Source organism: Clostridium sp. C8-1-8 (assembly GCF_009928445.1).
Classification (GTDB): Bacteria; Bacillota; Clostridia; order Clostridiales; family Clostridiaceae; genus Clostridium_AR.
The window spans coordinates 77072-103335 of record NZ_JAABNO010000001.1; the positions used below are offsets into that span (position 1 = coordinate 77072).

Below are 26264 nucleotides of genomic sequence, written 5' to 3' on the forward strand. Positions count from 1 at the left end.
AAATTCGATAAATGTAAAGATACTTATACTTATTGGTTAGATTTGTGTATGAATAGGATAACATTTGCTATTTACTCATATTTACTTAATTTTTCTCACGATTGCGTAAGTGACTAGTTTATCATTGTAATATATAGCATGTGGTTAAGTTAAGGTTTTTACTCATAAGAATAGTTATAGACCAACTTCAACTATTAATTTATGCATGTCAAGTAGTGCCAAGGAGGCATTATTATCGAACCTATATATTTATATAATAGTAGAAAACTTATCTACCTTGTAAGATCTAGGATAGCAGAATTATATGTTATACAGATAGCTAAAAGACTAGCCTTTCAAAAACATAATTAAAATTAAGTTTTTAGATATATGGGCAAAAAAATTACTGAAGAAAGTCACTTCAGCAATTTTTGTTAGTTATTAACTTCTTATCAAATAATCAAAGGCACCTAGGGCGGCAGTGGCGCCTGATCCCATGGAGATAATTATTTGCTTGTATGGAGTGTTGGTACAATCTCCTGCTGCAAATACTCCAGGTACATTGGTAGCACCATGACTATCAACTACGATTTCACCTATGCGGTTACGTTCCACTGTTTCTCCAAGCCAATCAGTATTTGGTACAAGACCTATTTGAACAAATACACCTTGCAGCTCAATATGCTTAACTTCTTCAGTATCACGATCCATATAGGATATACCATTAACCTTGTCAGTACCTGTTATTTCTTTTGTTTGAACATTCTTAAGAACAGTTACGTTGCTTAAGCTATAAAGACGTTCTTGAAGCACGGCATCAGCCTTTAACTCCGGCATAAACTCAAGAACAGTTACATGATCTACTATTCCAGCAAGATCTATGGCTGCTTCTATACCGGAGTTACCTCCGCCTATTACAGCCACATGCTTTCCCTTAAATAAAGGTCCATCACAGTGGGGACAATAAGCTACACCTTTGTTCTTGAATTCTGCTTCACCAGGAACATTGACGTTTCTCCAACGAGCTCCTGTTGAAAGAATTACAGCTTTGCTCTTTAATATAGCGCCGTTTTCAAGTTCAACCTCTATGAAATCTTTTTTCTCTAAGCGTTTTGCTTTTTGAAGGGTCATGATATCCACATTATAGTTTTTAACATGTTCTTCAAGGCTTGCTGCAAGCTTAGGTCCTTCAGTATATTTCATGCTTATGAAGTTCTCAATGCCTAAAGTATCCATTACCTGACCACCGAAACGTTCTACGATAATGCCTGTACGGATACCCTTACGGGCTGCATATATTGCTGCACTTGATCCTGCAGGACCTCCACCGACTACTAGAACATCATACGGCTCTTTATCTGCAAACTCTGATGCATCTGGAGCACTTCCAAGCTTTGCAAGGATTTCTTCTACAGTCATACGACCACTACCAAAGAAATCTCCATTTAAAAATACTGATGGTACTGCCATTATGTCTTTGCTTTCAACTTCATCTTTGAAAGCACCGCCATCAATCATGGTATGAGTAACATTAGGGTTAAGAATACTCATCAAGTTAAGTGACTGAACAACCTCTGGACAGTTGTGACAGGTTAAGCTGATGTAAGATTCAAAACTATATTGTCCCTTAATGTTTTTAATTTTTTCTATGGTTTTTTCATCAACCTTTGGAGCTCTACCACTTACTTGTAGTAGTGCTAACACCAGTGAAGTAAATTCATGACCTAGAGGGATACCGGCAAAAGTTACTCCAGTGTCTTCTCCAATTCTGTTAATGCTGAAGCTAGGGGTTCTTGATAATTCTGCTCTCTCAACTTTAATCTTTGGTGACATGGAGGCTAGTTCATCAACTAGCGCAACCATATCTTTAGATACATCATCAGATCCTGCACTGACCTTTATAAGGACATCACCCTCCATCAACTCAAGATATTGGGCTAACTGTCCTTTTATATCTGCATCAAGCATAATATGCTTCTCCTTAGATCTTTCCTACAAGATCAAGACTTGGTTTAAGTGTTTCAGCGCCTTCTTTCCATTTTGCAGGACAAACTTCACCAGGATTATTTCTTACGTATTGAGCAGCTTTTATCTTGTTAACTAGTATGCTTGCGTCACGACCTATACCACCAGCATTTATTTCAACAGCTTGAATTATTCCATCTGGATCTATTATGAAAGTACCACGATCTGCAAGACCGTCAGCTTCGATTAATACATCAAAGTTACGTGATATAGTATGTGAAGGGTCACCGATCATTGTGTAAGTGATCTTCTTTATAGCTTCTGAGCTATCATGCCATGCCTTGTGAGTGTAGTGTGTATCAGTTGAAACTGAGTATACTTCAACTCCAAGTGATTGTAATGTTGCATAGTTATCTTGTAAATCTTCTAATTCAGTTGGACATACGAAAGTGAAGTCTGCTGGGTAGAAGCATACTACGCTCCACTTACCTTTGAAATCTGCCTCAGTTAAATCTAAAAATTGACCTTGTCTGAAAGCTGATGCTTTAAATGGTTTTACCTCTGTTCCGATTAATGACATAATAAAATACCTCCCGAAATTTACTTTTATAAATTAATTTTTGTACATACTGTTTGTAATTGATACAAAGTAATAATGATTATTACTTAATACCAATTATAAAACTAAACTAATATTTGTCAATATAGTTTTCCAAAATTTTTTTATTTTTATTTTTGAACTTTTTATAACGTTTCTAGAGTTCCTAACTCAACTATTAATTAAGTCTCCATATATGAACTCTTTATGTCTATTTTGTGAAAGACTTTTCTTAGAAATACCATGAATATAAAACCTAATATAAGAAGTATTGGATAGACTATGATTTAGAGGGGGATTTAAAGAAATTCACTTCAACTAAATTTTTACCACATGACATAAAAATATTATTCTTATATAATAATAAGGTACTAAAAATTTTAGAGGGAAGGTAAGTTACCATGAAAAAGATAAATGAAATTTTTAGTGACTATAATGCACGTGGCAATATAACTAATGCACTTGTAGAATCTGTTGTGTTAAGCAAAAAGAGTAAGAAGCTTGAGCTTAAGATAAGTTCAGATAAATATATTGATATAAAAGAATTTGATGGCCTTAATAGATTTATAAAACAAAGATTTGCCTTAAATGATTCTGTAATATCTGTAAACTATGCTGACGGAACAGATAAGAAACCTATAGAAGAAGAAATCAAAAATATTTTAGTTTCAATGTCTGATAAGCATCCTGTTCTAAAAACAGTTGCTAATAATAGTGAATATACAGTTGAAAACAATACTATAAACTTTCACTTAAAGGTTGCAGTATCAGGTTTTTTAAAATCTATGAATTATGAAAAACAGCTCCGAGAAAATATAAAGACTCTTTATGGTACTTCTTACAATATAAAGTTTATTGATGCTATAAGTAGTGAAGAGTTGGCGCTTCAGCAAGAGAGTCGTGAACAGGAGATGATGGCCGCTTTAAAGAAAATTAAAACTGATGTGGCTGCCAATACTCCTAAGCCAACCAAGGAAGTTCCATTTAAAAAGGAAGAGCTGAAGGATGAGTCCGATGGTAAGAAGGGAGATCCATTCTTAATACTTGGAAGAAGCTCTAAGATTAAGGAAAATGTAATCAAGATTACTGATATTACACCGGACGAAGGAAGAATAGCAATTGAAGGAGAGATATCAAATATCGAAGCTAAGGAACTAAGAAGTGGAAAGACGTTAGTTTCCTTTGACATATATGATGGATCAACTTCTATGACCTGTAAGTCTTTCTTAAAGCCTGGAGAATATGAAGAAGTTTTATCTAGACTTAAAAAGGCTAAGGGAGTAAGATTAGTGGGTTCTGCTAGCTACAGTAAGTTCTCTGGAGAAGTTGAAATGATAGCTAATATTATCATAGAAACTCTAGGAATTAGGAGAGCTGTGAGACAAGATAATGCAGAGGTTAAGAGAGTTGAGCTTCATATGCATACTCAGATGAGTCAGATGGATGCTATGAATAGTGCGACTGATCTTATTAAGAGAGCTATGAGCTGGGGCATGAAGGCTATCGCCTTAACAGATCATGGAGTAGTTCAGGCATTTCCAGAAGCACATAAGCTTTTAGGAAGAAATAATCCAGATATGAAAGTTCTATACGGGGTAGAGGCTTACTTAGCTCCAGATAAGAAACCATCCGTAACTAACCCTAAGGGACAGAGCATAGATACAACTTACTGTGTTCTTGACTTAGAAACAACAGGATTTTCAGCGGTAACTGAGAGAATTACTGAAATAGGTGTTATGAAATATCAGGATGGTAAGGTCGTTGACGAATTCAGTTGTTTTGTAAACCCTGAAAAACCTATCCCTGCAAAGGTTGTTGAGGTTACTAACATAACTGACGATATGGTAAAAGATGCAGAAACTATAGATAAAGTGTTCCCTAAGCTCTTAGAATTTATAAAGGGAAGTGTTTTAGTTGCTCATAATGCATCCTTTGACGTAGGCTTCCTAAAGCAGAATGCTAAAGTATTGGGTTATGACTTCGATTTTACTTACGTAGATACCTTAACCTTAGCACAGGAAGTATTCCCAGAGTTTAAGACTTATAAGCTGGGGAGAATTGCTAAAAACTTAGGTATAAAGGTTGAAGTAGCTCATAGAGCATTAGATGATGTTGATACCACTGTTAAGGTTTTTGAAGTAATGCTCGAGAAGCTAAAGGAAAAGGGAGTAAAAACTCTTGAAGATATAGATCTGTTTGGTATTGATGAGGAATCTAAGAAAGAAGGTTACAAGAAGCTCAAAACCTTCCATGCAATAATATTTGCCAAAGATTATGTAGGCTTAAAGAATTTATATAGGCTTATATCTTATTCTAATTTAAACTATTTTCATAAAAAGCCTCGTATATTAAAGAGTATGTATAAGAAGTACTCAGAAGGGCTGATGATAGGAAGTGCCTGCAGTGAAGGAGAGTTGTATCAGTCAATACTTCTAGGTAAGTCCGATGAAGAAATAGAAGCTATTGCAGAAGATTATGATTACCTTGAAATCCAACCATTAGGGAATAATGATTACCTAGTTAGAACAGAGCAGGTACCTAATAGAGATTACTTAAAAGAAATAAATAAGAAGATCATACAATTAGGAGAAAAGCTCAATAAGCTTGTCGTTGCTACTGGAGACGTTCATTTTATGGATCCGGAAGATGAAATATATAGACGTATATTAGAAGCAGGACAGGGATTTAAGGATGCAGACAATCAAGCTCCTTTATACCTAAGAACCACAGAAGAAATGCTTAAGGAATTTGAGTACTTAGGAAAGCAAAAGGCTTACGAGGTTGTTGTTACAAATACTAATAAGATTGCTGATATGTGTGAACAGATAAGTCCGATATCACCAGATAAGGCTACACCACACATAGATGGCTGTGAACAGACCATTAAGGATATAACTTACGGAAAGGCCAATGAGCTTTATGGAGATCCACTTCCTCAACTAGTTCAAGATAGATTGGAAAGAGAACTTGATTCCATAATAAAAAACGGATTCTCAGTTATGTATATAATAGCTCAGAAGCTGGTATGGAAATCCAATGAAGATGGTTACTTAGTTGGTTCAAGAGGATCCGTTGGTTCTTCAGTAGTGGCATATATGACAGGTATAACAGAGGTAAATGCTCTTCCTCCTCATTATAGATGTCCTAACTGTAAGTACTCTGACTTTACTGATTATGGCTTTAAAAATGGCTTTGATTTACCTGATAAGACTTGTCCTGAGTGTGGAGAACCCTTAGCTAAGGATGGTATAGATATCCCATTTGAAACCTTCCTAGGCTTTAATGGAGATAAAGAACCAGATATAGACTTAAACTTCTCTGGTGAGTACCAAGCAAAAGCCCATAGATATACTGAGGTTATCTTTGGAAAGGGCACTACCTTTAAGGCTGGAACCATAGGTACTATAGCAGAGAAAACTGCCTTTGGTTATGTAAAGAAGTATTATGAAGAAAAGAATATGACGGTGAGCAAGGCTGAAATAATGAGAATATCAAAAGGATGTACGGGTATTAAGAGAACTTCAGGACAGCATCCCGGTGGAATAATAGTTGTACCTAAGGGGAGAGAAATCTTTGAGTTTTGTCCAGTTCAGCATCCAGCTGATGATCCAAATTCTGATATTATAACTACACATTTTGACTATCACTCAATTGACCAGAATCTACTGAAGCTTGATATACTTGGGCACGATGATCCTACAGTTATAAGAATGCTTCAGGATATAACAGGGGTTGACCCTAAGACTATACCCATGGATGAAAAGAAGACAATGTCCATATTTTCTTCTACCGAAGCGCTGGGCGTTACTCCAGAACAGATAAACTCTAAGGTAGGAACCTTTGGAATACCTGAGTTTGGTACTAAGTTCGTTAGAGGAATGCTTCTGGATACTATGCCAAAGGCCTTTACAGACCTGATATGTATATCAGGACTTTCCCATGGTACTGACGTTTGGCTGGGCAATGCTAAGGATTTGATTGACCAAGGGATAGTTACGCTAAGTGAAGCAGTATGTACGAGAGATGATATCATGATTTATCTTATTAAAAAAGGTCTTCCGCCAAATACAGCCTTTAAGATAATGGAAACTGTTCGTAAAGGTAAGGCACTGAAGGATCCAAAATGGCCAGAATACGAAGAACTTATGAGGCAATGTGAGGTACCAGAATGGTACATAGACTCTTGTAGAAAGATAAAATACATGTTCCCTAAAGCCCATGCGGCAGCATATGTTATGATGGCCTTTAGAATAGCTTGGTTTAAAGTTCACATACCAAAGGCTTACTATGCAGCCTTCTTTACCATAAGAGCAAAGGCTTTCGATGCAGATTATATGATCTTTGGAAAAGAAAAGGTTAAGCAAAGAATGAAGGAAATAGAAGCTATGGGTATGATGGCTCCTCCTAAGGATAAAGATATGTATGATGATTTAGAACTTGTCCTAGAGATGTACGAAAGAGGCATTAAGTTCCTTCCTATAGATTTGTATAAGTCTCATGCTACTCAGTTCCTAGTAGAAGAAGATGGTCTAAGACCGCCTATAAACAGTATATCAGGTATGGGTAATGTGGCGGCAGAAGGCATATACAGTGCTATACAGGAAGCAATAAAAGAGGAAAGCCCTATTAATTCTATTGAAGATTTAAAGAAACGTGCTAAGATCGGAAACTCAGCTATAGATTCTTTAAGAAAGTTTGGATGTCTAAACGGTCTTCCTGAAAAAGATCAATTGAGTTTCTTTGATTTGATATCTTAAAGGTACAGCGATAAGTTGGTCCTTTAGTATAAACTGTTTCAATGTCTAATACTAAGATGAAGTAAAATATAAATATAGGATTTTAATATATATTTTTAAGCCTATATAAGGAGAAACCACTAATGTAAGTCGCATTAGTGGTTTTTTATATTTAATAAAATTATCACTATATGAATATATAACAATTGATATCAACTATATTTTTAAAATGGCAACTGTGATTAGAGGTTAAATAAGAATTGTGTATTAAGTTTGGGGTAGGTTATGTTTATTTTTCACATCATTCTTTAAATGAAATTTCATTAAACTCAAACTCAATTATCCCACAATACGGCATTAATTCAGTTGCTTTGAATTGGCGCATTAACTCACCATGAGCTACGACAATTATTTTGCTATACTTATCATTATAATTCTTTAAGCAGTTGTACGCTCGGCAAAAAACCATTTTTGCCGTTTCCCAATTTTTCGGCTCATTTTGAGGATAAATCCCATTATGAGCCAAATAATCTTCATAAGCAATATGAATATTTGACTTTGTTGCTTTTTGATAAGTCAAGTCAGGCTGCCATTCTCTTAGTTCCACCTCAACCAGTATATCAAGCTTTGTTTCAGTAGCAACATAGGAAGCAGTTTGCAGAGCCCTTGTAATTGGCGATGATAAAATGATTTGGGCATCTTTAAGAATGGGGTTTTTTGCTACTAATTTTGCTTGCTCAATGCCATTTAAAGAAAGTGGCGCTAAATCTATACCATGTCCATTTATATTTTGTTCTTCGCAAAATGAGGAGTCGTATTGACCATGTCTAATCATAATAACTTGCATATTTTACCTCCATATATCTTTATGTCCCATGGTAACTAATATAAATAATCAACAATTTATGCTTATTTGCACTATGTAGTGGTTACAGGATAATTATAACATATAGTACATGCTTACCTATATTGGCTTAACAGAATTGTATTTGAAATAAATTTCAAAACACTATCTAGCATGCAAGTTCCATTCCCACTTAAAAACATATTTCTATTATAAAAATTAAGTAAGAGATATGAAAAAATATGTAATTTTATAGAAAAGTACATTGGATATTGTTGACAATGTATAGTTCTATTATATAAAATAGTGTTTATAAATCATCTATTAAGTAGAAACCTATTTTTTATAACAATAGTTATTAATTAATGGATGATATGTTATAACTTATATAAAATTTTATTGGTAGTAACGACCTATATGCTTATTTGGGCACTTTGTATATAGCGAGCTAGTAGTGCAACCGACCAAACGTAAAAGTTAGGTCGGTTTTTTTATTATCCAAATTTAATTTAAAGGAAGTGAGAAGATGAACAAAAAAAGATTTTTGAGCTTTGTAGTGGTAATCATCTTTATACTACAGATGATTGTACCTGTAAATAATGTAAAGGCAGCTACTCGAGATATTACAGGAGCTTTTCCGCTTATTACTGATGTAAAAATAACCGATATAAACGGAAAGGAATTAGGTAGCAATATCAGTAAAAATTCAGAAATACATATTAATTACACATGGTCTATTCCTAATGACCAAACTGTAAATGCAGGTGATTATTACACTATGCAGTTACCTAATGAGATAAAAATAGCAACAGCTATAGATCAACCAATGATTAACCCAAAGGATGGGAGTGTAGTTGCCAATATACATGTGGATACTAATGGGAAGACTAAAATTACATTTACTTCTTATCCTAGTGGACACTCAGATGTACTTGGTGGTTTTTCATTAGACTGCCACTTTAACCAAAGTCAAATAGGAAATGCTAACCCTGTTAAAATTGATTTTACTGTACCTGGGTTAGGAGTTGTTACTGAAGGCCCTTTCAATTTTCAACAACCTGATCCAACTATTGTAAAGAGTGGAGTTTATAATTCGACAAATGATGAGGTTACATGGACAATAACAGTAAATAAAGAGGGAGTAAAGCTTAGTAATACAGTAGTTACTGATAATATAAACAGTGGACAAGTATTTGTAGATGGGTCTGTTAATATAAACGGTACAGCGGCCGTTTCTGGAACAGGCTATTCTTACGACAATACCAGCAGGAAGCTAACCATAAATATGGGGGAAATAACAACCCAGCAAGTTATAACATTTAAGACAAGCATACACAATGATTTGGCAGCTAAGGCTCAGGGAACTTACAATTATACAAATGCTGCTACGTTAAATTATGATTCTAGTGGAAATCCGAAAAGCTTAACCTCAAATACTGTAACTATTCCTGTGACAGTAAAATATATAAGTAAAGACGGATCTTACGAAACAGCAAACAAAAGAATAAGTTGGACCATAAAAGTAAATCAAAGTGGAAGAACAATTAATAATGCTGTTGTTACAGATGCTATCCCAGCAGGGCTAACTATTGATACATCAACTATCAAAGTAGATGGAGCCCCAGGGACTGATTATACCATTTCTGGTCAAAATTTTAGATATAATCTTAAAAATATAAGCAGCGTTCATACTATTACATTTTCAACAAATGTTGACTCAGCAGTTTATAACTCTAATAACTATAAAAGCTACAACAATACTGCTTTTCTATCTGGAGATGGGGTTTTAAATGGTACATACTCTAGTAGAGCTGTTGGGTTTACACCTAATATTATTCAGAAACAAGGTGCAGGTTATAATCCTTCAACAGGTATTATTACATGGAGGATAATTGTTAATAACAATCAGACTGCCGTTGCAGCTGGCGCAAAAGTTACTGATAACATTCCTATAGGACAAGTTTATGTTGCTGGCTCCGGCAAGCTCGATGGTACAGCGCTAGATGACAGTGGATATACTGCTGCAACAAGTTCAGACACAACAAAAACAGGAACCTTTACCTATACATTTTCTAGTGCTTTTTCTGATACACATACTATAACTTTTCAGACTAAGGTAACTGACCCTAAGGTTTATAAGGCAAGTTACAGTGGTAATTTTAATAATAGTGTTACCCTTACTAGTGCGGACATAAATCAGACAACCTCAGCAACTCAACCTGTAAACAGTGAGATAATAAACAAAACCGGAGCAGGTTATAATTATGCTACTAGGGAAATAACCTGGAATATAAGGATAAATAAGAATAAGATGCCTATAACCAATGCAGTAATAACTGATTATATACCTGCTGGACAAGTATATGTTAGTGGCTCTGCAACTATAGACAATAGCGCTTCTGCAGATGGATTTAAGTATACACAAGTAGATGGTGATTCCCAAAAGACTGGAGTACTTACCTACACATTTCCAACTGGCAGTAGCAATACAATAAACAATACTTATAATATAAGCTTTAAAACAAAGATTATAGATTTGAGTATTTTTAATACCAATGGAGTGAAGACATTAAGTAATACTGCATCTATCGCTGGAGATGAGATACCAACAGACGGAAATAGAAGCAGTACAGGCTCACAAACAGTTAATAATACAGTTATTAACAAGACACCTTCATATGTTTATGGTAACTCCTATATTGATTGGACACTTAATGTTAATTCTAATTTCAATATTTATATGAGTAATGCAACCATAACTGATAAATTACAAAATGGACTTTCGCTTAACACTGATACAGTGGAATTATATGAAGCTACTGTTAATGCTAATGGTACTCTTACTGCAGGTGCTAAGGTACCTCTAACTGGCGCAAATGTAAAGTATGATCCTACTACTAGAGAATTTGGTTTTACATTCCCAGATAATGCAGCATATAAGCCATATATTCTTAAATTTACAACTGATGTATCTGCGGCTGGTAACTATTCAAATACAGTTGAATTTAAAAGTACAGACACAGATCAGACATCTTCTACAAATCAAAATGGAGTGTGGTATGCCAGTGGAAGTGCTTGGGGAACTGGTGTAAGTGGAAGTATTAATGTTGTTAAGGTAGACGCTAATGATACTTCGAAGAAGTTATCAGGCGCAGTCTTTCAGTTAATTGACCAGTACGGAAATGTTAAGGCTACTTCTGCACCTACAGGCCCAGATGGAACTGCTTTATTTAAAGCTCTTAAGTATGATGTAAACTATACATTAAAAGAAATTACTCCACCAACAGGTTATACTTTAAATGATGAAGCACACACGTTCCAGGTACATGATGCCACAGGGCAGAGGGATATTGCATATAGTTTTAAGGATACAAAGATAAAAGGAAACATACAGTTTACTAAAAACGGAGAAGATGGCAAAGGGCTTTTAGGCGCAGAATTTGCCCTATATCAAAATGATGGAGTTACCCCGATTTTAGATTCTGATGGAAAAGGTATTACAGCTGTAAGCGATAAGGATGGTAAAGTGCAGTTTACCAATATTGATTATGGCACTTACAAGATAAAAGAAACAAAATCACCTAATGGATATACTTTATCTACTGATATTTTAACAGCTACCTTCAGTGGTGATTACCAGAATACTGTAGTTACAGTTAATCCTAATTCTATATCTAATATAAGAATTAGGGGAGGAATAAAAATAACAAAGGTAGATGCAGCTACCTCAAGTCCAGTTCCTGGGGCAACAATTACTGTATATAACAGTGATGGAACACCTGTAGGTACTGGTACTGAAGGAATAACAGCAACAGATGGAACGGTAGAGTTTGATAACTTAGTATATGGAGACTACTATTTCTTAGAAACAAAAGCACCAGAGGGATACTTACTTAATACGGATAAACATCCATTCAGTATTAAGGATAATGGAGTGGTGCTTAAGGATACTCTCTCTGATACAAGAATAATCGGAGGAATAAAAATAACTAAGACTGATGAAGCAACCTCTAAGCCAGTGCCTGGAGCAACGATTGCTTTATACACTAGTGATGGAAAAGCTGTAGGCAGTGGAGTAGAAGGTGTAACTGGGGCAGATGGAACTGTGGAGTTCGATAATTTAAGTTACGGTGATTATTACTTCATGGAAACAAAAGCACCAGAGGGATACCTATTAAATGAAGATAAGCATCCGTTTAGCATCAAAAATAATGGTGTAATAATAAAGGATACTATTTCAGATACAAGAATAACAGGCGGTATTAAGATAACTAAAAGTGATGTATCTACTTCAATTCCATTACCTGGAGCAACAATAACTGTATATACCAGCGATGGGAAGGTAGTAGGCAGTGGAGTAGAAGGTGTAACTGGATTAGATGGAACAGTGGAGTTTGATAATTTAGCATATGGTGACTATTATTTCTTGGAAACAAAAGCTCCAGAGGGTTATCTACTTAATACGGATAAGCACCCATTCACTATTAAGGAAAATGGAGTGATACTTAAGGATACTATTTCTGATACCAGAATAAAGGGTGGTATTAAAATAACTAAGACTGATATTTCAACATCAGCACCAGTACCTGGAGCTACCATTACTGTATATACTAGTGATGGAAAGGCAGTAGGAAGTGGTTTAGAAGGTGTAACTGGATTAGACGGAACTGTACAATTCGATAATTTAAGTTATGGTGATTATTATTTTGTAGAGACTAATGCACCACGAGGATATCTTCTGAATACAGATAAACACAGCTTCAGCATAAAGGAAAATGGAGTTATAATAACATCTAGCTTTTCTGATGAGAAAGTCAAAGGAACTGTGCTTGTTGAGAAGAAAGGTGAAGATGGAAATTATCTTTCTGATACAGAAGTTACTTTGTACGATGCTAATGGCAAGGTGGTTCAGAGCTCAGTAACTGACAGTGATGGAATCTCTAGATTTACTGGAGTAGAATATGGCAAGTATGCTGTAAGAGAAACAAGGGCGCCAAAAGGTTATAATATTTCAGATAAGTTAATATCAGTTGAAGTTAATGGAACTGAAAGTGGAAAAACCTATGATGCTGGAGATATTACAGATACTAAAATAAGAGGATCAATACAGATTAAAAAGCTTGACCAAGATGGAAAGCCACTTAAGGGGGCAGAGTTTACTGTATATGATGAATCAGGAAAAGCCATACAGACGGCAGTATCCATGGAAGATGGAATTGTATTGTTCAAGGATTTAGTTTATGGAAAGTACTCTATAAAAGAAACAAAGGTGCCTGAAGGCTATATAGGATTAAAAGATATTATAGAAGCTTCAATTGAACAAAACGGATATACTTATTCATATGAAGTTAAAAATAATAGGATTAAAGGCACAGTTGAGATTAAGAAAACAGATATAAGTGGAAATGCTCTTCAAGGAGCAGAGTTTACTATATATGACAACAGTGGAAATGCAATAGCAGCCAAGGTAAGTGACAGTAATGGACTTGTAAGGTTCGAAACATTGGATTATGGAAAATATACTGTTAAGGAAACTAAAGCGCCTCAAGGATATAATATATCTGATAAGGTAGTCTCTGTTAATGTAGATGGAACAGGAAAAGGTGGTACTTATGATGCTGGAGCTATAGCAGATACTAAGGTTACTGGCAATGTTCAAATTAAAAAGCTTAGTGAAGATGGTAAAACACTTAAAGATGCAGAGTTTACTTTGTACGATCTTAGTGGAAAGGCTGTTAAGAGTATTGTAACTGAAGAGAATGGAACTGCTATATTTACTGATGTAGAATATGGAAAGTATACATTAAAGGAAACTAAAGCACCTCAAGGTTATAATATTTCAGCTGAAGAAACAGTGGTTGAGGTTAATGGAACTGAAAGTGGAAAGGTTTATGATGCAGGAACTATTACTGATACCAAAATAAAGGGATCTATTAAGATTAATAAGCTTGATCAAGCTGGAAGACCTCTTCAAGGAGCAGTATTTACTTTATACGATGAATCTGGCAAAGCGCTTCAGACTGCAGTATCTATGGAAGATGGAGTAGTATTATTCAAGGATTTAGATTATGGAAAATACTCTGTAAAAGAAACAAAAGTCCCTGAAGGTTATATTGCTTCAAGTGATGATATAGAAACCTCAGTGGAAAGTAACGGATACACTTATTCATATGAAGTAAAGAATGCTAGAATAAAGGCAACAATAGAAGTTAAAAAGACTGATATAAGCGGTAAGGTACTTCAAGGAGCTGAATTTACTTTATACGATAGTAATGGAAAAGCTATATCAACCCAAGTAACTGGCAGCAATGGAATTGCAAGATTCGAAGCTGTAGATTATGGAACATATACTATAAAGGAGACCAAAGCACCTAAAGGATATATCATAAATACTTCAGTTCAGAAGGTTCAGGTAAGTACTTCAAATACTCAAAGCTTCATTATTAAGGATGAACAAGAGGTTCAAGTACTTCCTACAACTGGAGCAGTTATAGATGATACATTTATTACTATTATGGCTTTATTGTTAATAGTATTAGGTATTGGCTTAAAATTGTTTGGAAAAGTAACTATAAGTAAAAGATATTAAAAAACAGGTAGAAAAAAACCACTAATGGAAATAACATTAGTGGTTTTTCTTATATCTAATAAAATTGTTGCTATACTAATAGGGGGTAACTGTCAGTATGCACATTTTTGAAAAAAGCGATAATTAACCATTACTAGGTCAAGAACTTACTTTACAGATTTAAAAAGTAAATATCTTAATTTGATTTAACGGTAGTACCAGTCTTAACAATGCTATATTGTAAAACTTCTCCACTTTGGAAGTGTAGTTTTAAAGTTATCACACCATCGTTACAATAGTTGAAGAAGTTAGGTGTAAGAGTTAGTTGGTTAGTACTGTAATTAGGAACATAGGCATCACTATATTGCTTGTAGGTAGTCCATCCTTGTGGACCAGCACCGCTTCCATCTGCATATACTGCCTCTAGGGTAGAAAGTTTTGAGCCGTTAAAAGCTACAGGGATATTGAAGTTAGAGGTAGTTCCAGTGGTTTGGCTTAATTCTGGTGTTTTATAGTAGTTTATGCTCACATTCCAAGGTTCACCTTTAGAGAATTTCAAGGTTAAGGCAGTCTTTGTGCCATAACTGCCATTTATAAACTTATTTACATAGCTTCCTTTTAGAGTTACAACACTATTTGAGTAGGTATAATCTTTACCTAAGGATAACTTATCTTTTCCGTTATAGATTGATTTTAAAGTATTACCGTTTAAGGTTAAGTTCATAGTTATATCTTTAGAGCTGTCTTCAGCTTTTACAAATATCATATCTGATTGGGAATAAGAGCTTCTTTCATCCCAAGAGGATTTTAGCATGTTGTATAAAGCTGGGTCGTTCCAGCTGTAAGTATTTCTATTGAACAAGTTACCGTTGTCCCAAAGCATAAGGGATATACCTTTGCTTTTTGCATAGTAGTTTATATACTCAAAGTACTTTAATAGTTCACCATGTTCTATTGCACTAGAAGAACTATCAAAGGCAAGTAGTCCATACTCTCCAGTAACTACACCAATACCTTTTGCAGTAAAGTGATTATATGCCCTATCAAAGGAGCTAGTAAGATCTGAAGTTGTTGTACTGTCAAAGGCTGTTGTTCCAGCTATGTTTACGCTGAATGGCCAGTATCCGTAATAGTGGAAGGTAGCCATGATGTTTGGATCCTTAAAGCCTGCAATAGTATTGTAAAGTGAATCGCACCTATCATCGCTATTATTTGTATTTAGAGTAGGTAAAACAAGCATACGGCTTTGATTCTTACCACCTGAATTTCTAACAATGCTACGGAACTCAGTATTTACTGCTGAAAGTCTTTGCATTTGCACCTCAGTGCTTACATCTCCATTGTGGTTTTTAAAAGAAGGTTCATTTATTGATTCAAAGCAAAGCTTAGAAGGATACTTCTTGAAATGATCCGCCAATTGAGCCCAGACAGCCTTATATTCTGCCATAGATACTCCATTATCATCATCTGCATTTATATAATTTGCCCACTACCATGAATCGTGATGTAGATTTATCATTACATATAAACCTTCATCAAGAGCCCAATCCACTACTTGGGTGTAGCGATTCAAAAATGTAGGATCTATTGTATAGCTAGGAGCTGCTCCAACACGTCCATACACTGTAAAAGGTATACGAATGCTTTTAAAGCCTTGCTTTTTTACTTCTTTGATAAGTTTCTTTGTGACTACTGGGTTACCCCAGGAGGTTTCACCTGTACTACCTACTGAGTCAAAGCTATTACCAAGATTCCAACCTGGTTCCATAGCCTCTGAGTATTTTTGAGATATTGTCTTAGTGTTGCATTTTAATGTAGCTGCTTTTACTGGCTCCGTCTTAACCAAAGCTGTGGAAAACGCTATTGCACAAGCAGTAAACACCATGAGTAATCTTTTAGTTTTTTTCATGAATAAAATCCACCCTTTCTACCCTTAAGTACTTAAAATACAAAGTAATATTTATTAAACTTGCCCATCTTAACTAAAGAGTTTCTATATACAAATTTAATTTATATTTGCTAAAAAGTCTCCCCACCAGGGGTCCTTCCAACAGGTATGAATTAATAATTCAGTTAGAAGCTCTAAAATCTTAATTAAAAACCATGCCTTATATAGATATACCAATAGCAAATAAGGTTAATTTATTAAAGTGCTGTTAAAGTAGCATATTGAAGCTTTTCATAATTACTTAATTTGAACAACGTTTGGAAACAAGTTTTTTATTACGAAAAGTAGCTTCTCCATATATAAGAGCTATTGGTGTGTTTTAAATAGTTTAAGGCATATATCTATTAAGTTTTATAAAATAGTATTTCTAAATCTATTGCTTTCTTTTGCTTAATATTGGGGTTATTTTAGGTTCTTAGTTGATTAGAATAATCCAAGTTTATTAGTACGATTAAAAGATAATATTGAAGTGAAATAATTGCGAGTTTTACATTTAATGTAATGCATTACATCTAAATTATAAGTACTTTATAGATTTATTTATATATAAAAAATCAATTTTAATATAAAAAAATAAGGAAGTTTATTAGATTAAAGCATGATAAGTGTTTATTTGTTAGAGATATATTAACTTCATAGTAAAATAAGTGTGGTAAAATAGTGATAACACATTATAAACCAATGGTATATTTATAAGTAAGCTCCTTAAGTTACATAAAATAGAAAATTATTATGAATATATTGACAAGTGAATATAAATTGTATACAATTAAATTGTAAAATATATTATTTAATATAGTCATTAAATAAAATTATATTTAATTGTTTATACATTATAGGAGGAATTAATAGCTATGGAGATTAAAGCGGTTAGATTGTACGAAGGTGGATTTATGACACAAGATTTTGCCTTTGGAGGAAGTGCTGATAAGAGCACACTTGATTTAAGTAAGAGATACCCATCAAGTCTTCAAAACTTTGTTATAGATACAGGAAAAGAAGTTATATTGGTTGATACAGGAGTTCCAGCAGAAACTCCAGATATGCCACCTAGAGAAGGACAAAAGATTTATCAAGGACATAAGATTGAAGATTACTTATCCGCTCTTGGTTCTTTAGGATATAAGCCAGAACAAGTAACAAAAATATTGTTAACTCATAAGCATCCAGATCATTCAGGTGAATTAAGAAGCTTCCCTAATGCTAAAATATATCTTTCTCCAGCAGAAGCGGATGCTTTAAAACTAAATGGAGAAAATATTGTTAGAGCACAATTTAAAGATGGAGCATACCATAATTTTGATAGTAGTGAGAAAATAGCAGAAGGTGTATATTTGATACCTGCTCCAGGTCATACTACTGGAAATAGTATTGTAGTAGTTGAAAATGAAGGACTATTCTATATGCTTCACGGAGATGTGACTTATACTGATGCTGCACTAGTAGAAAATCAATTATCAGTAGTATTTGAAGACAAAGAGGCTGCAAAAATTACCCTTGAAAAGGTAAGGGAATTTATTGCTAACAAACCTACTGTATATCTTTCTACTCATACTCCAGAAGCTCTTGTAAACTTACAAGAAAAAAAGATTATGAAATTATAAGAAGGATTATCATATGATACAGATTTTACTAGCAATTTTAGTTTTCTTAGTAGCAGCAGAACATGTTTTCATAATGCTGCTAGAAATGTTTTTTGTAAAGTCAGCAACGGCTAAAAGAACCTTTGGTGTAGATAGTAAGCTATTGGAAAGAAAAGAAGTGCAAGTTTTATTTGCCAATCAAGGACTATATAATGGTTTCTTAGCAGCAGGTTTATTTTGGAGCTTTTTTGCTCCAGAGGTTATGGTCACTCCTTTAAGAGCTTTCTTTTTAGGCTGTGTCATTGTAGCAGCTATATATGGTGCTATTACATCAAATAAAAAGATAATAATAAAACAAGGTGGTTTGGCGATACTTGCTATGATTGCACTAATAGCCAGCCTGTAATTATAGATTTAATGATATTTGCTTGATGAATTTTTTAATAACAACTAAAAATTCTAAGCATTATGAAAGTCATGCATATACATAAAGAGTGTTCTTTATGATGCATGGCTTTTATGATATGAAATATAAATATTACCTTAAGAATAATGGTTTATAAGCTTAGCGTATATATAATGTGATATGATTAGAGGCATAAAAATACAGTTATTATAAATTATTAAGGGAGAGTTTTATATGAGTATAGCTAGTTTTAAAGTTAGTATCACTCCACAAAAAGCTTATGATTTAATAAAGAATCACGAAAATGCAGATTTGGTATATGAAGAGTTTACCAAACTGGAAAATGGACTTTCCACAGGAACTTTAATTTATGAAAAGTACTATATGAGAACAAGCAATAGAGCAGCTTTAGTTGTAATGATAGATGATTTTAAAGGCACTACAGAAGTCAGAGCCGTAGCTACAGGAAGCTCACAAGGGATGTTTTTCAATTTTGACTGGGGAGCTGCAGATAGCTTTGCAGGTAGTGTTGAGCATATATTAGAAAGTTATATTATTAAATAGCAAATTAATAAAGTTAGTCTAAAAATAAGGTTTTGCTGCTGATACATTATTATTGCAGTAAAACCTTATTTTATATAGATGCATCATTTCATAATAAAGTTATTTCTTGGGCAATACTACTGGATATCGAAAGTAACTTCTCCTGTATCCATGTGATATTTTCCACCAATTATATTTATCTTCTTCTCAGTTAGTAATTTTTGTATTACTGTACTCTTATTTATTAAGCTCATAGAGTTTCTTACATTTTCATCTATGGTTAAGTTGTACATGTCATCAGCATTTTTATTGTTTGCCTTTACCTTATCGTAGGATGGTTTTATTTGATTTATTATTGCAGTGATATTATCGGAATAAGTACCACCTTCCATAGCAGCTTTTACTGCGCCGCACTTTTCATGTCCTAGTACTACTATTAAGGGTGCTCCTAGGTGTTCAGCACCATACTCTATGCTTCCTAGAGCAATTGGATCGATAACATTACCAGCATTTCTTACTATAAATACATCGCCAAGTCCTTGATCAAATACTAATTCTGGAGGAACTCTAGAGTCTGAACAGCTCAAAATTACTGCAAAAGGTTTTTGACCATTTGTTGATAGGTTTTTACGTCTTGTGTTAGTGATATCATGGCCTAATATTTTATTATCCACATATCTTTTATTTCCATCTATCAAGAGCTGTTTTGCCTGATCTATGGTTACGGTCTCTGATCTTGTGTACATCTGAGTTTGAGTTGTCTTTGTTTCAGTGGTTGCTTTGTTTGTGTTATCTGTAGCTTGATTATTGGATGTACCGGTACTTGAGCAGCCAGTCAATAATAAAGCCGCAATAAGGAACTTAGAAGTAATCATTGTTATGTTACGAAGATTGCTTTTATTCATTAGTTAAACCTCCTAGTTATAGATTTTATAAATCCTTAATATTTTCTCTTATGGTTAAGGATTTTATCCTAGGAGAATTTTTGTAGACCAGAGTTGTTTAAATAATTTTAATGAAATTAGTAATAGTAAGTGTAATCATATATCCAATATTGAACTTAATTCCATTTAAAGATAAAATTAATTTTATGGGATGTGATGATAAATGGAAATTACTAAAATTTTAGTTATAGAAGATGATAGTACCATAAGTGATATGGTAAGAAAGGCTTTAAGTAAAGAAGGCTATAGCATTTCCTGTGCTTTGGATGGTGAAGAAGGATTAAGGCTCTGGAGTCAAGATGATTACAAACTTATAATACTTGATATTATGCTTCCTAAGCTTGATGGAATGGAAGTTATGAGAAGAATAAGAATGGAAAGCACTGTACCAATTATAGTAGTATCTGCAAAGATTGAAGAAAGTGATAGGGTCATAGGTCTAGGCTTAGGAGCAGATGATTATCTTGTTAAGCCTTTTTCTTTGGCTGAACTAACCGCAAGAGTAAAGGCTCAGCTTAGAAGATATATGTATTACAGCTCAAGCAATACTAGTAGCAATAATATACAATATGGTGAAATATGCTTTGATTTGGATAACTACACTGTAAGTAAAAATGGACAGTGTATTACTCTCAGGGCGAAGGAATATGAACTTCTTAAGTTGTTTTTTGAGCATCCAAACAAGGTTTTTACAAAAGCTCAAATATTTAATAGCGTATGGGGAGAAGAATATTTGGGAGATGACAATACTGTTATGGTTCATATAAGAAGGTTAAGAAATAAAATTGAGGACAATCCTAATGAACCTAAGTATATTGAAACTGTTTGGGGCATTGGCTATAGGTTAGGTAAGTTAGAATGATTTATATAATATTAGTTCTTATAATAGTAGGTTTATTATTGATAATTTTGCTTCAGCATATGAAGCTGAAAAGTATAACTGCTAGTATAGAAAACGTCATAAGAGGAAGCTTTTATGAAAGAGTAAGAGTGAAAGGAAATAATAAGATAGTCAAAAAGCTCATTGTCAATTTGAATAAACTTATAGATGAGTTTCAGAAAATAGATTTGTTAAAAAGACAGTATGAAGAAGATAGAAAAAAGATGATTTCTAATATATCACATGATTTTAGAACCCCTTTAACTGCTATCTTAGGATATATAGAGATGCTTAAAACTGACAAGACCTTGAGTGAAGCTGATAGAGAAGAGTACTTGGAGGTTATAAGTGAAAAAGGAGAGTTTTTAAAAAACTTAATTGAAGAGTTCTTCGTGCTTTCAAAGTTTGATTCTGGAGATATCGTGTTAAAGCCTTCTATGATTAATATAACAGAGGTTGTAAGAAGGGCTATCCTTTCCTTTTTAAAGGATCTAGAGGCTAAGAATCTTGAGCTTGAGCTGAATATTGGAGAGAAAGAAATATTTATAGAAGCAGATGAAGGTTCTATTTATAGAGTTATACATAATCTTGTATCAAATGCTATCAAGTACGGGGATACTGGCAAAGTATTAGGAGTAGGCTTACAAGAAGTCAAAAATCAAGTGGAATTAACTATTTGGGATAAGGGCATTGGAATATCAGAAGAGGAACTGCCCTATATTTTCAAAAGACTATATACTGTAGATAAATCAAGAAATAGCAAGGTAAAGGGAAGTGGACTAGGTTTAACCATAGTAAAAAAGATAGTGGAAAAGCATGGTGGAACCATTGAGGTTAAAAGCGAGCCTTATGAAAAAACTGAGTTTAAGATTGTTCTAAATAAACAGTTAAGAAACATGTAAGGATTGTGTCAATGGCAGTTAAGGATTATGTTTTATTATTAAAGCATAGTCCTTTTAATCTTTAGAAAGAGGTGATGTTGTGGATTACGCAATAAGAACTCATAATTTGAGTAAAAAATATAAAGGTGTATTTGCGGTGGACAATCTTAATATAAACATAAAGAGAGGAGAGATTTATGGCTTCTTGGGACAAAATGGTGCTGGAAAGACCACTACTTTAAGAATGCTGATGAATCTAATAAAGCCATCTGATGGTGAAATTGAGATGTTTGGACAGACTAACTACAAAAAAGATATATATAAGAGAATAGGTTCCACCATAGAGTATCCAGGTTTCTATCCAAACCTGACAGCTGAAGAAAATCTGGAGATTCATAGAAGAATGACTGGTATAGAAAACAAGGAGTATATAAAAGAGTCACTGGCTATAGTGGGGTTAGAGCTTAAGGACATAAAGGACAAAAAGGTAAAGAACTTTTCCTTAGGTATGAAGCAGAGACTTGGTATAGCAAGAGCAATACTTCATAAGCCAGAGCTTTTAATTTTAGATGAGCCCACTAATGGCTTGGATCCACTAGGAATAAAAGATATCAGAGAGACTTTAATAGATTTAAAAGATAAACAAGGCATAACTATTTTGGTTTCCAGTCATCTTTTAAGTGAGATAGAGCAACTAGCAACAGAAGTAGGAATCATTCACAAAGGAAGATTGGTTGAGGAGATTGATTATAAGGAGCTTCAGAGAAGAAATAGAAAGTATCTTAAGTTAAGAATAAGTGATGATAAAAAAGCTTGCTATTTACTTGAAGCAAAATTAGGTATTAAGGACTTTGATGTTTTTGAAAATAATGTGCTGAGAATATATGAAGGTATAGAAAGGGGCGCTGAGATCTCAAGGCTTATGATCAATAATGATGTAGACCTAAATGAAATGAGTCTTAGTGCAGACAACTTAGAAGATTATTTTGTCAATCTTATAGGAGGTGAAGAAAATGTATGATGCTATATATTGCGAATTCTTAAAGTTAAAAAGATCATACTTTTACTTAGTTATTTTTCTAATAGCATTATTTTTTCCTGGGACTTTATGCTTAGGATGGCTTGGACAAGGGTCTCATGTTTACTGGGATAAGTATATATACCAAGTGGAGCAAATGAACTTTTTGTTTATGAACTTATCCATGTATGCACTTATTGCTTCCTATATATTCAGTAGAGAATTTTCTTACAATACCAGCAATACTTTATTTTCTTATCCATTAAGCAGAATAAAGGTATTTGTATCGAAGTTTATAGTTATAATACTTATAATAATGGCAACGATTGTTATTCAGCTGGCACTAACACTACTTACAGGGCTTTTCCTTCCTCATGATGCTTTGACTATGGATATAATAATTAATCACTTAAAGCTTAATGGATGTATTTTGCTTTTCGAAATAGCTATACTTCCTATAGCTATATTTATTTCTTTGCTCACTAAAAATGTAATAGGTCCTATAATATACTCAGGTTTAGCAACTCTTATTAATATGTTCCTAGTAAGTTTTGCTGACCAGTCTATATCGGAGAAAATACCATTTATTTACCCTCTAAATATACTTACTAGTGCGGTAAAATCGTTAGGAAAAGGTGAGTTAGGCAAGTTTGTGATAGATGCTTCATCTATTCAACTACCTTATACGGTTATAACAATTGCAATTCTAACTTTCTTAATAGGAATGTCATTAAGTATAGTATATTATGTGAAGTCAGATATAAACTAGACTTCTGCTACTGTATAAGTTTAACAAGTAAAAAACGCTGAAGCCACCTTCTTCAGTGAGTTTTTTGCCATCTGCCATTTCTCAAACTATATGAGTAAAATCTGATAGGCCACATAAGTTTTTTCTGTTGTTTACCCTAAATAGCTACTCCAAAGCTTTAATATTGGTAGGTTGGCATAACTTCCTAGATAGTAAAATAAGAGAGCTGCAAATGAACTGTTTTAGTTTGTTTGCAGCCTTTTTTTATAAGTAAAGTATTCTACAAGTGGATGTAAATTGTATAGATTGTTTACAACTTTCTCAGCAAATTCTAAGCTTCCTCTAAGGTTGTTTTAAATTAAGTGTTTTATATTTAAGACAGATAAAGATTTAATACTTTAATCTGAAAGCTAAATTTAAAACTTCTCTGGCTTATGAGAGAAGAGTTTACAGTTTTAGCCATGGAATATGACAAAATCATATTAATTCTTTGCGTAAGCTCATCTAAGCATCGGATGACTGACCACTTAATTTCAACACGGTACTTTAACAGAGCCAAAAAATAAAGAATTTTAGAGGTAAGAGATATGGATAAGATAAGTAAGTTGATACCAAATACATTGACTATATCAAGAGTAGTTATGACTCTTATACTTAATTACTGCATTTTTGAACACTTTATGTATGGACAAGGTTCTGCTGTAGTTTTAGCCATTTTGTTTAGCGGTATCTGTCTATCAGACTTGTTTGATGGAAAGCTAGCAAGAAAGCTTGGAGTAACCTCAGTTATGGGAGCTAAACTAGATGTTTTTGCAGATTTATTATATATAGTTTCTTCCTATATGATGCTCATAGTTGTAAAAGTGCTGCCTGCATGGTATTTAGCTTTTGTATGTATAAAGTTTTTAGAATTTGTGGCAACTTCAAACTTTATAAAGCGATATGATACATCATCTAATCACCCATTTGTCTTTGATAAGATAGGAAGAATAGTTTCGGCTACCTTTTTCTTAATACCAGGGGTAGCGTGTCTACTTAGCCATTCTAATGTTGCTGGGTCAAGTTATTTAATTAACGGCTTACTATATACTACCTTCTTAGGTGGAGCATACTCTTCCTTTGAAAGAATTAGAGGATGCTATATGCTTACGAAACTAAGATATAGCAAGGTCAGAAGATAGAAGTTCTAGAACAATATATTAAGCATAAAAGATTGAAATTAGTAAGTTGGGGGGAGATTTAATTGAAAAAGAGATCAGGTTTGATATTTATTATAATTACAATGGCAATAACTTATATAAGCTGGCTTTTTGCTAGTTCCACAAGGGAGATTTCTAAGGCAAGTGAATATTCACAGCTTATTGCTGCCTTTGCACTAGTTGCTTTTTCGTTGGTGAATTTTATTTCTACAAGGCATAAGGTTTTGAATCGTATATTTAACGGATTGGACAAATCTTATATTTACCACAAGTACTTAAGCATGACTGCTTTACTTCTAGTGGTAATTCACAACATAACTATTGAGATTGGTAAAAGGATTGAAATAAGTGAAGGTATAAAGATACCTAGAGATCCTTATGCTATGTACGGAAGCTTTAGTTTGTATTTATTTGTAGCACTTATTATAACTGCCATAGTGGCTAAGAAGTTAAACTATGAGAGGTGGAAAAATATCCATAAGTTTATGATAGTGGCTTATATGATGGGAGTTTATCATTATTATGGAAGTTCTACTTACCCAGTGCTTTCTTTAAGTCCATTTAGCATTTGGCTCAATGCAGTTAATCTAGTAGGTGTTATCTCAATATTTTATAGCATATTCTTCTATGAAAAAGTGGCCTTTAAGTATAAGTTTAAGGTAAGTAAATTAAAGCTTGTATCTGATGGCACTCTAGAAATAACAGGTAGGGCTTTAAGTAAAAACGTTAAGTTCAAACCAGGACAATTTGCATTTATTAAGCTTATAGGCAAGGGAAAGAAGTTCCCTTCCCATCCCTTTACCATAAGTGCAGCACCAAAAGAAGGTGAGATTCAGTTTACCATTAAGGCCTTAGGTGATGATACAAGGATTCTTCTGGATAGCTTACAGCTTGGTGATGAGTTCGCAGTAGAAGGTCCACATGGAAGCTTTGACTACAAAGACGGTGGCAAAAGTCAGGTTTGGATTGCTGGTGGTATAGGGGTAACTCCATTTAGAAGCTTCTTGCAAGCTCCAGTACCAGAAGGTTACAGTATTGACTTCTTCTATGCATACAATAGCCAGCAGGATGGAGCTTATATTGAAGAATTAAGCCAGTTAGCTTTAAACACTAAAGTGAAATTACATTTGTTTAATTCTAAGGAGAAGGGCTTCTTATCATTAGATGCTATTGGCAAAGAAGTAGATATGGAGCAGGTAAAGGATGTTTATTTCTGTGGTCCTAAGGGCATGAGAGAAAGCTTGAGAAAGCAATTTAAGGATAATAATTTTAATGATTTAGTAGTGCACTTTGAACAGTTTCAGTTTAAATAAAGAAATATTTCAACCGCTACCATTAGCTGAAGTTTTAGGCTAGTGGTAGCGGTTTCTTCATGTTATTAGGTAATATCTCACCTATTGCTAAATTAGTTGATATATAATATA

16 protein-coding genes, 1 pseudogene and 1 riboswitch are annotated in these 26264 nt (G+C 33.8%); of the genes and pseudogenes, 11 read left to right on the top strand and 6 right to left on the bottom strand.

Translation table 11 applies throughout. The features are described 5' to 3' along the window. Positions 1-420 precede the first annotated feature (420 nt). Both ahpF and ahpC read right to left on the bottom strand, forming a co-directional pair. Positions 421-1950 carry an alkyl hydroperoxide reductase subunit F gene (gene ahpF, locus GXK57_RS00355; protein ID WP_160670554.1) on the bottom strand — a complete coding sequence of 510 codons (1530 nt, stop codon included), beginning with the start codon at positions 1948-1950 and terminating at the stop codon, positions 421-423. Between the two features lie 10 nt (positions 1951-1960). Continuing rightward, complete coding sequence (gene ahpC, locus GXK57_RS00360) at positions 1961-2524, bottom strand: alkyl hydroperoxide reductase subunit C (protein WP_160669773.1); 564 nt, start codon at positions 2522-2524, stop codon at positions 1961-1963. Positions 2525-2943: 419 nt separating this feature from the next. Here ahpC and polC point away from each other — a divergent pair, with 419 nt between their 5' ends. After that, entirely contained in the window at positions 2944-7299 is a 4356-nt protein-coding gene (gene polC, locus GXK57_RS00365) for a DNA polymerase III subunit alpha (protein WP_160669776.1), read from the top strand. Positions 7300-7579: 280 nt separating this feature from the next. On the opposite strand, the gene GXK57_RS00370 is transcribed toward polC, so the two are convergent. Beyond that, complete coding sequence (locus GXK57_RS00370) at positions 7580-8125, bottom strand: histidine phosphatase family protein (RefSeq protein ID WP_160669779.1); 546 nt, start codon at positions 8123-8125, stop codon at positions 7580-7582. A gap of 389 nt (positions 8126-8514) precedes the next feature. Further along, positions 8515-8597: riboswitch (cyclic di-GMP riboswitch) on the top strand. A gap of 51 nt (positions 8598-8648) precedes the next feature. Here GXK57_RS00370 and GXK57_RS00375 point away from each other — a divergent pair. After that, positions 8649-14711 carry a SpaA isopeptide-forming pilin-related protein gene (locus tag GXK57_RS00375; RefSeq protein WP_160669782.1) on the top strand — a complete coding sequence of 2021 codons (6063 nt, stop codon included), beginning with the start codon at positions 8649-8651 and terminating at the stop codon, positions 14709-14711. Between the two features lie 175 nt (positions 14712-14886). On the opposite strand, the gene GXK57_RS26475 is transcribed toward GXK57_RS00375, so the two are convergent. Together GXK57_RS26475 and GXK57_RS26480 are read right to left on the bottom strand one after the other, a co-directional pair. Next, positions 14887-15573, bottom strand: a complete 687-nt coding sequence (locus GXK57_RS26475) for a X2-like carbohydrate binding domain-containing protein (RefSeq protein WP_347709075.1) — start codon at positions 15571-15573, stop codon at positions 14887-14889. Beyond that, a pseudogene (locus GXK57_RS26480) lies at positions 15565-16599 on the bottom strand (glycoside hydrolase family 5 protein); the annotation flags it as partial. The gene GXK57_RS26475 and the pseudogene GXK57_RS26480, both read right to left, overlap by 9 nt. Positions 16600-17492: 893 nt before the next feature. Here GXK57_RS26480 and GXK57_RS00385 point away from each other — a divergent pair. From GXK57_RS00385 to GXK57_RS00395, 3 genes are all read left to right on the top strand, one after another. Continuing rightward, entirely contained in the window at positions 17493-18242 is a 750-nt protein-coding gene (locus GXK57_RS00385; RefSeq protein ID WP_160669785.1) for an MBL fold metallo-hydrolase, read from the top strand. Between the two features lie 13 nt (positions 18243-18255). Beyond that, positions 18256-18627 (top strand): DUF1304 domain-containing protein, encoded by a 372-nt coding sequence (locus GXK57_RS00390; protein WP_243156337.1) that lies wholly within the window; start codon positions 18256-18258, stop codon positions 18625-18627. A 234-nt stretch (positions 18628-18861) separates the two neighbouring features. Beyond that, entirely contained in the window at positions 18862-19191 is a 330-nt protein-coding gene (locus GXK57_RS00395) for a DUF6054 family protein (RefSeq protein WP_160669788.1), read from the top strand. A 116-nt stretch (positions 19192-19307) separates the two neighbouring features. Here GXK57_RS00395 and GXK57_RS00400 read toward each other — a convergent pair whose 3' ends face one another. Then, positions 19308-20075: a carbonic anhydrase gene (locus tag GXK57_RS00400; RefSeq protein WP_279285469.1), complete on the bottom strand. Its 768-nt coding sequence runs from the start codon at positions 20073-20075 to the stop codon at positions 19308-19310. Positions 20076-20277: 202 nt separating this feature from the next. Here GXK57_RS00400 and GXK57_RS00405 point away from each other — a divergent pair, with 202 nt between their 5' ends. The 6 genes from GXK57_RS00405 to GXK57_RS00430 all read left to right on the top strand — a co-directional run bounded on the left by GXK57_RS00405 (position 20278) and on the right by GXK57_RS00430 (position 26153). Next, entirely contained in the window at positions 20278-20976 is a 699-nt protein-coding gene (locus GXK57_RS00405; RefSeq protein WP_160669791.1) for a response regulator transcription factor, read from the top strand. Continuing rightward, entirely contained in the window at positions 20973-21896 is a 924-nt protein-coding gene (locus GXK57_RS00410; protein ID WP_160669794.1) for a HAMP domain-containing sensor histidine kinase, read from the top strand. The genes GXK57_RS00405 and GXK57_RS00410 overlap by 4 nt, the downstream gene beginning before the upstream one ends. 79 nt (positions 21897-21975) lie before the next feature. Continuing rightward, positions 21976-22896 (top strand): ABC transporter ATP-binding protein, encoded by a 921-nt coding sequence (locus GXK57_RS00415; RefSeq protein WP_160669797.1) that lies wholly within the window; start codon positions 21976-21978, stop codon positions 22894-22896. Further along, positions 22889-23662 (top strand): ABC transporter permease, encoded by a 774-nt coding sequence (locus GXK57_RS00420; RefSeq protein ID WP_160669800.1) that lies wholly within the window; start codon positions 22889-22891, stop codon positions 23660-23662. The genes GXK57_RS00415 and GXK57_RS00420 overlap by 8 nt, the downstream gene beginning before the upstream one ends. Positions 23663-24228: 566 nt before the next feature. Continuing rightward, a complete protein-coding gene (locus GXK57_RS00425) occupies positions 24229-24822 on the top strand; it encodes a CDP-alcohol phosphatidyltransferase family protein (RefSeq protein ID WP_160669803.1) in 594 nt (197 codons plus the stop codon). Between the two features lie 62 nt (positions 24823-24884). Continuing rightward, the gene (locus GXK57_RS00430; RefSeq protein WP_160669806.1) at positions 24885-26153 is read left to right on the top strand and encodes a ferric reductase-like transmembrane domain-containing protein; all 1269 of its coding nucleotides are present in this window, start codon (positions 24885-24887) and stop codon (positions 26151-26153) included. The last annotated feature ends 111 nt before the right edge of the window (positions 26154-26264 follow it).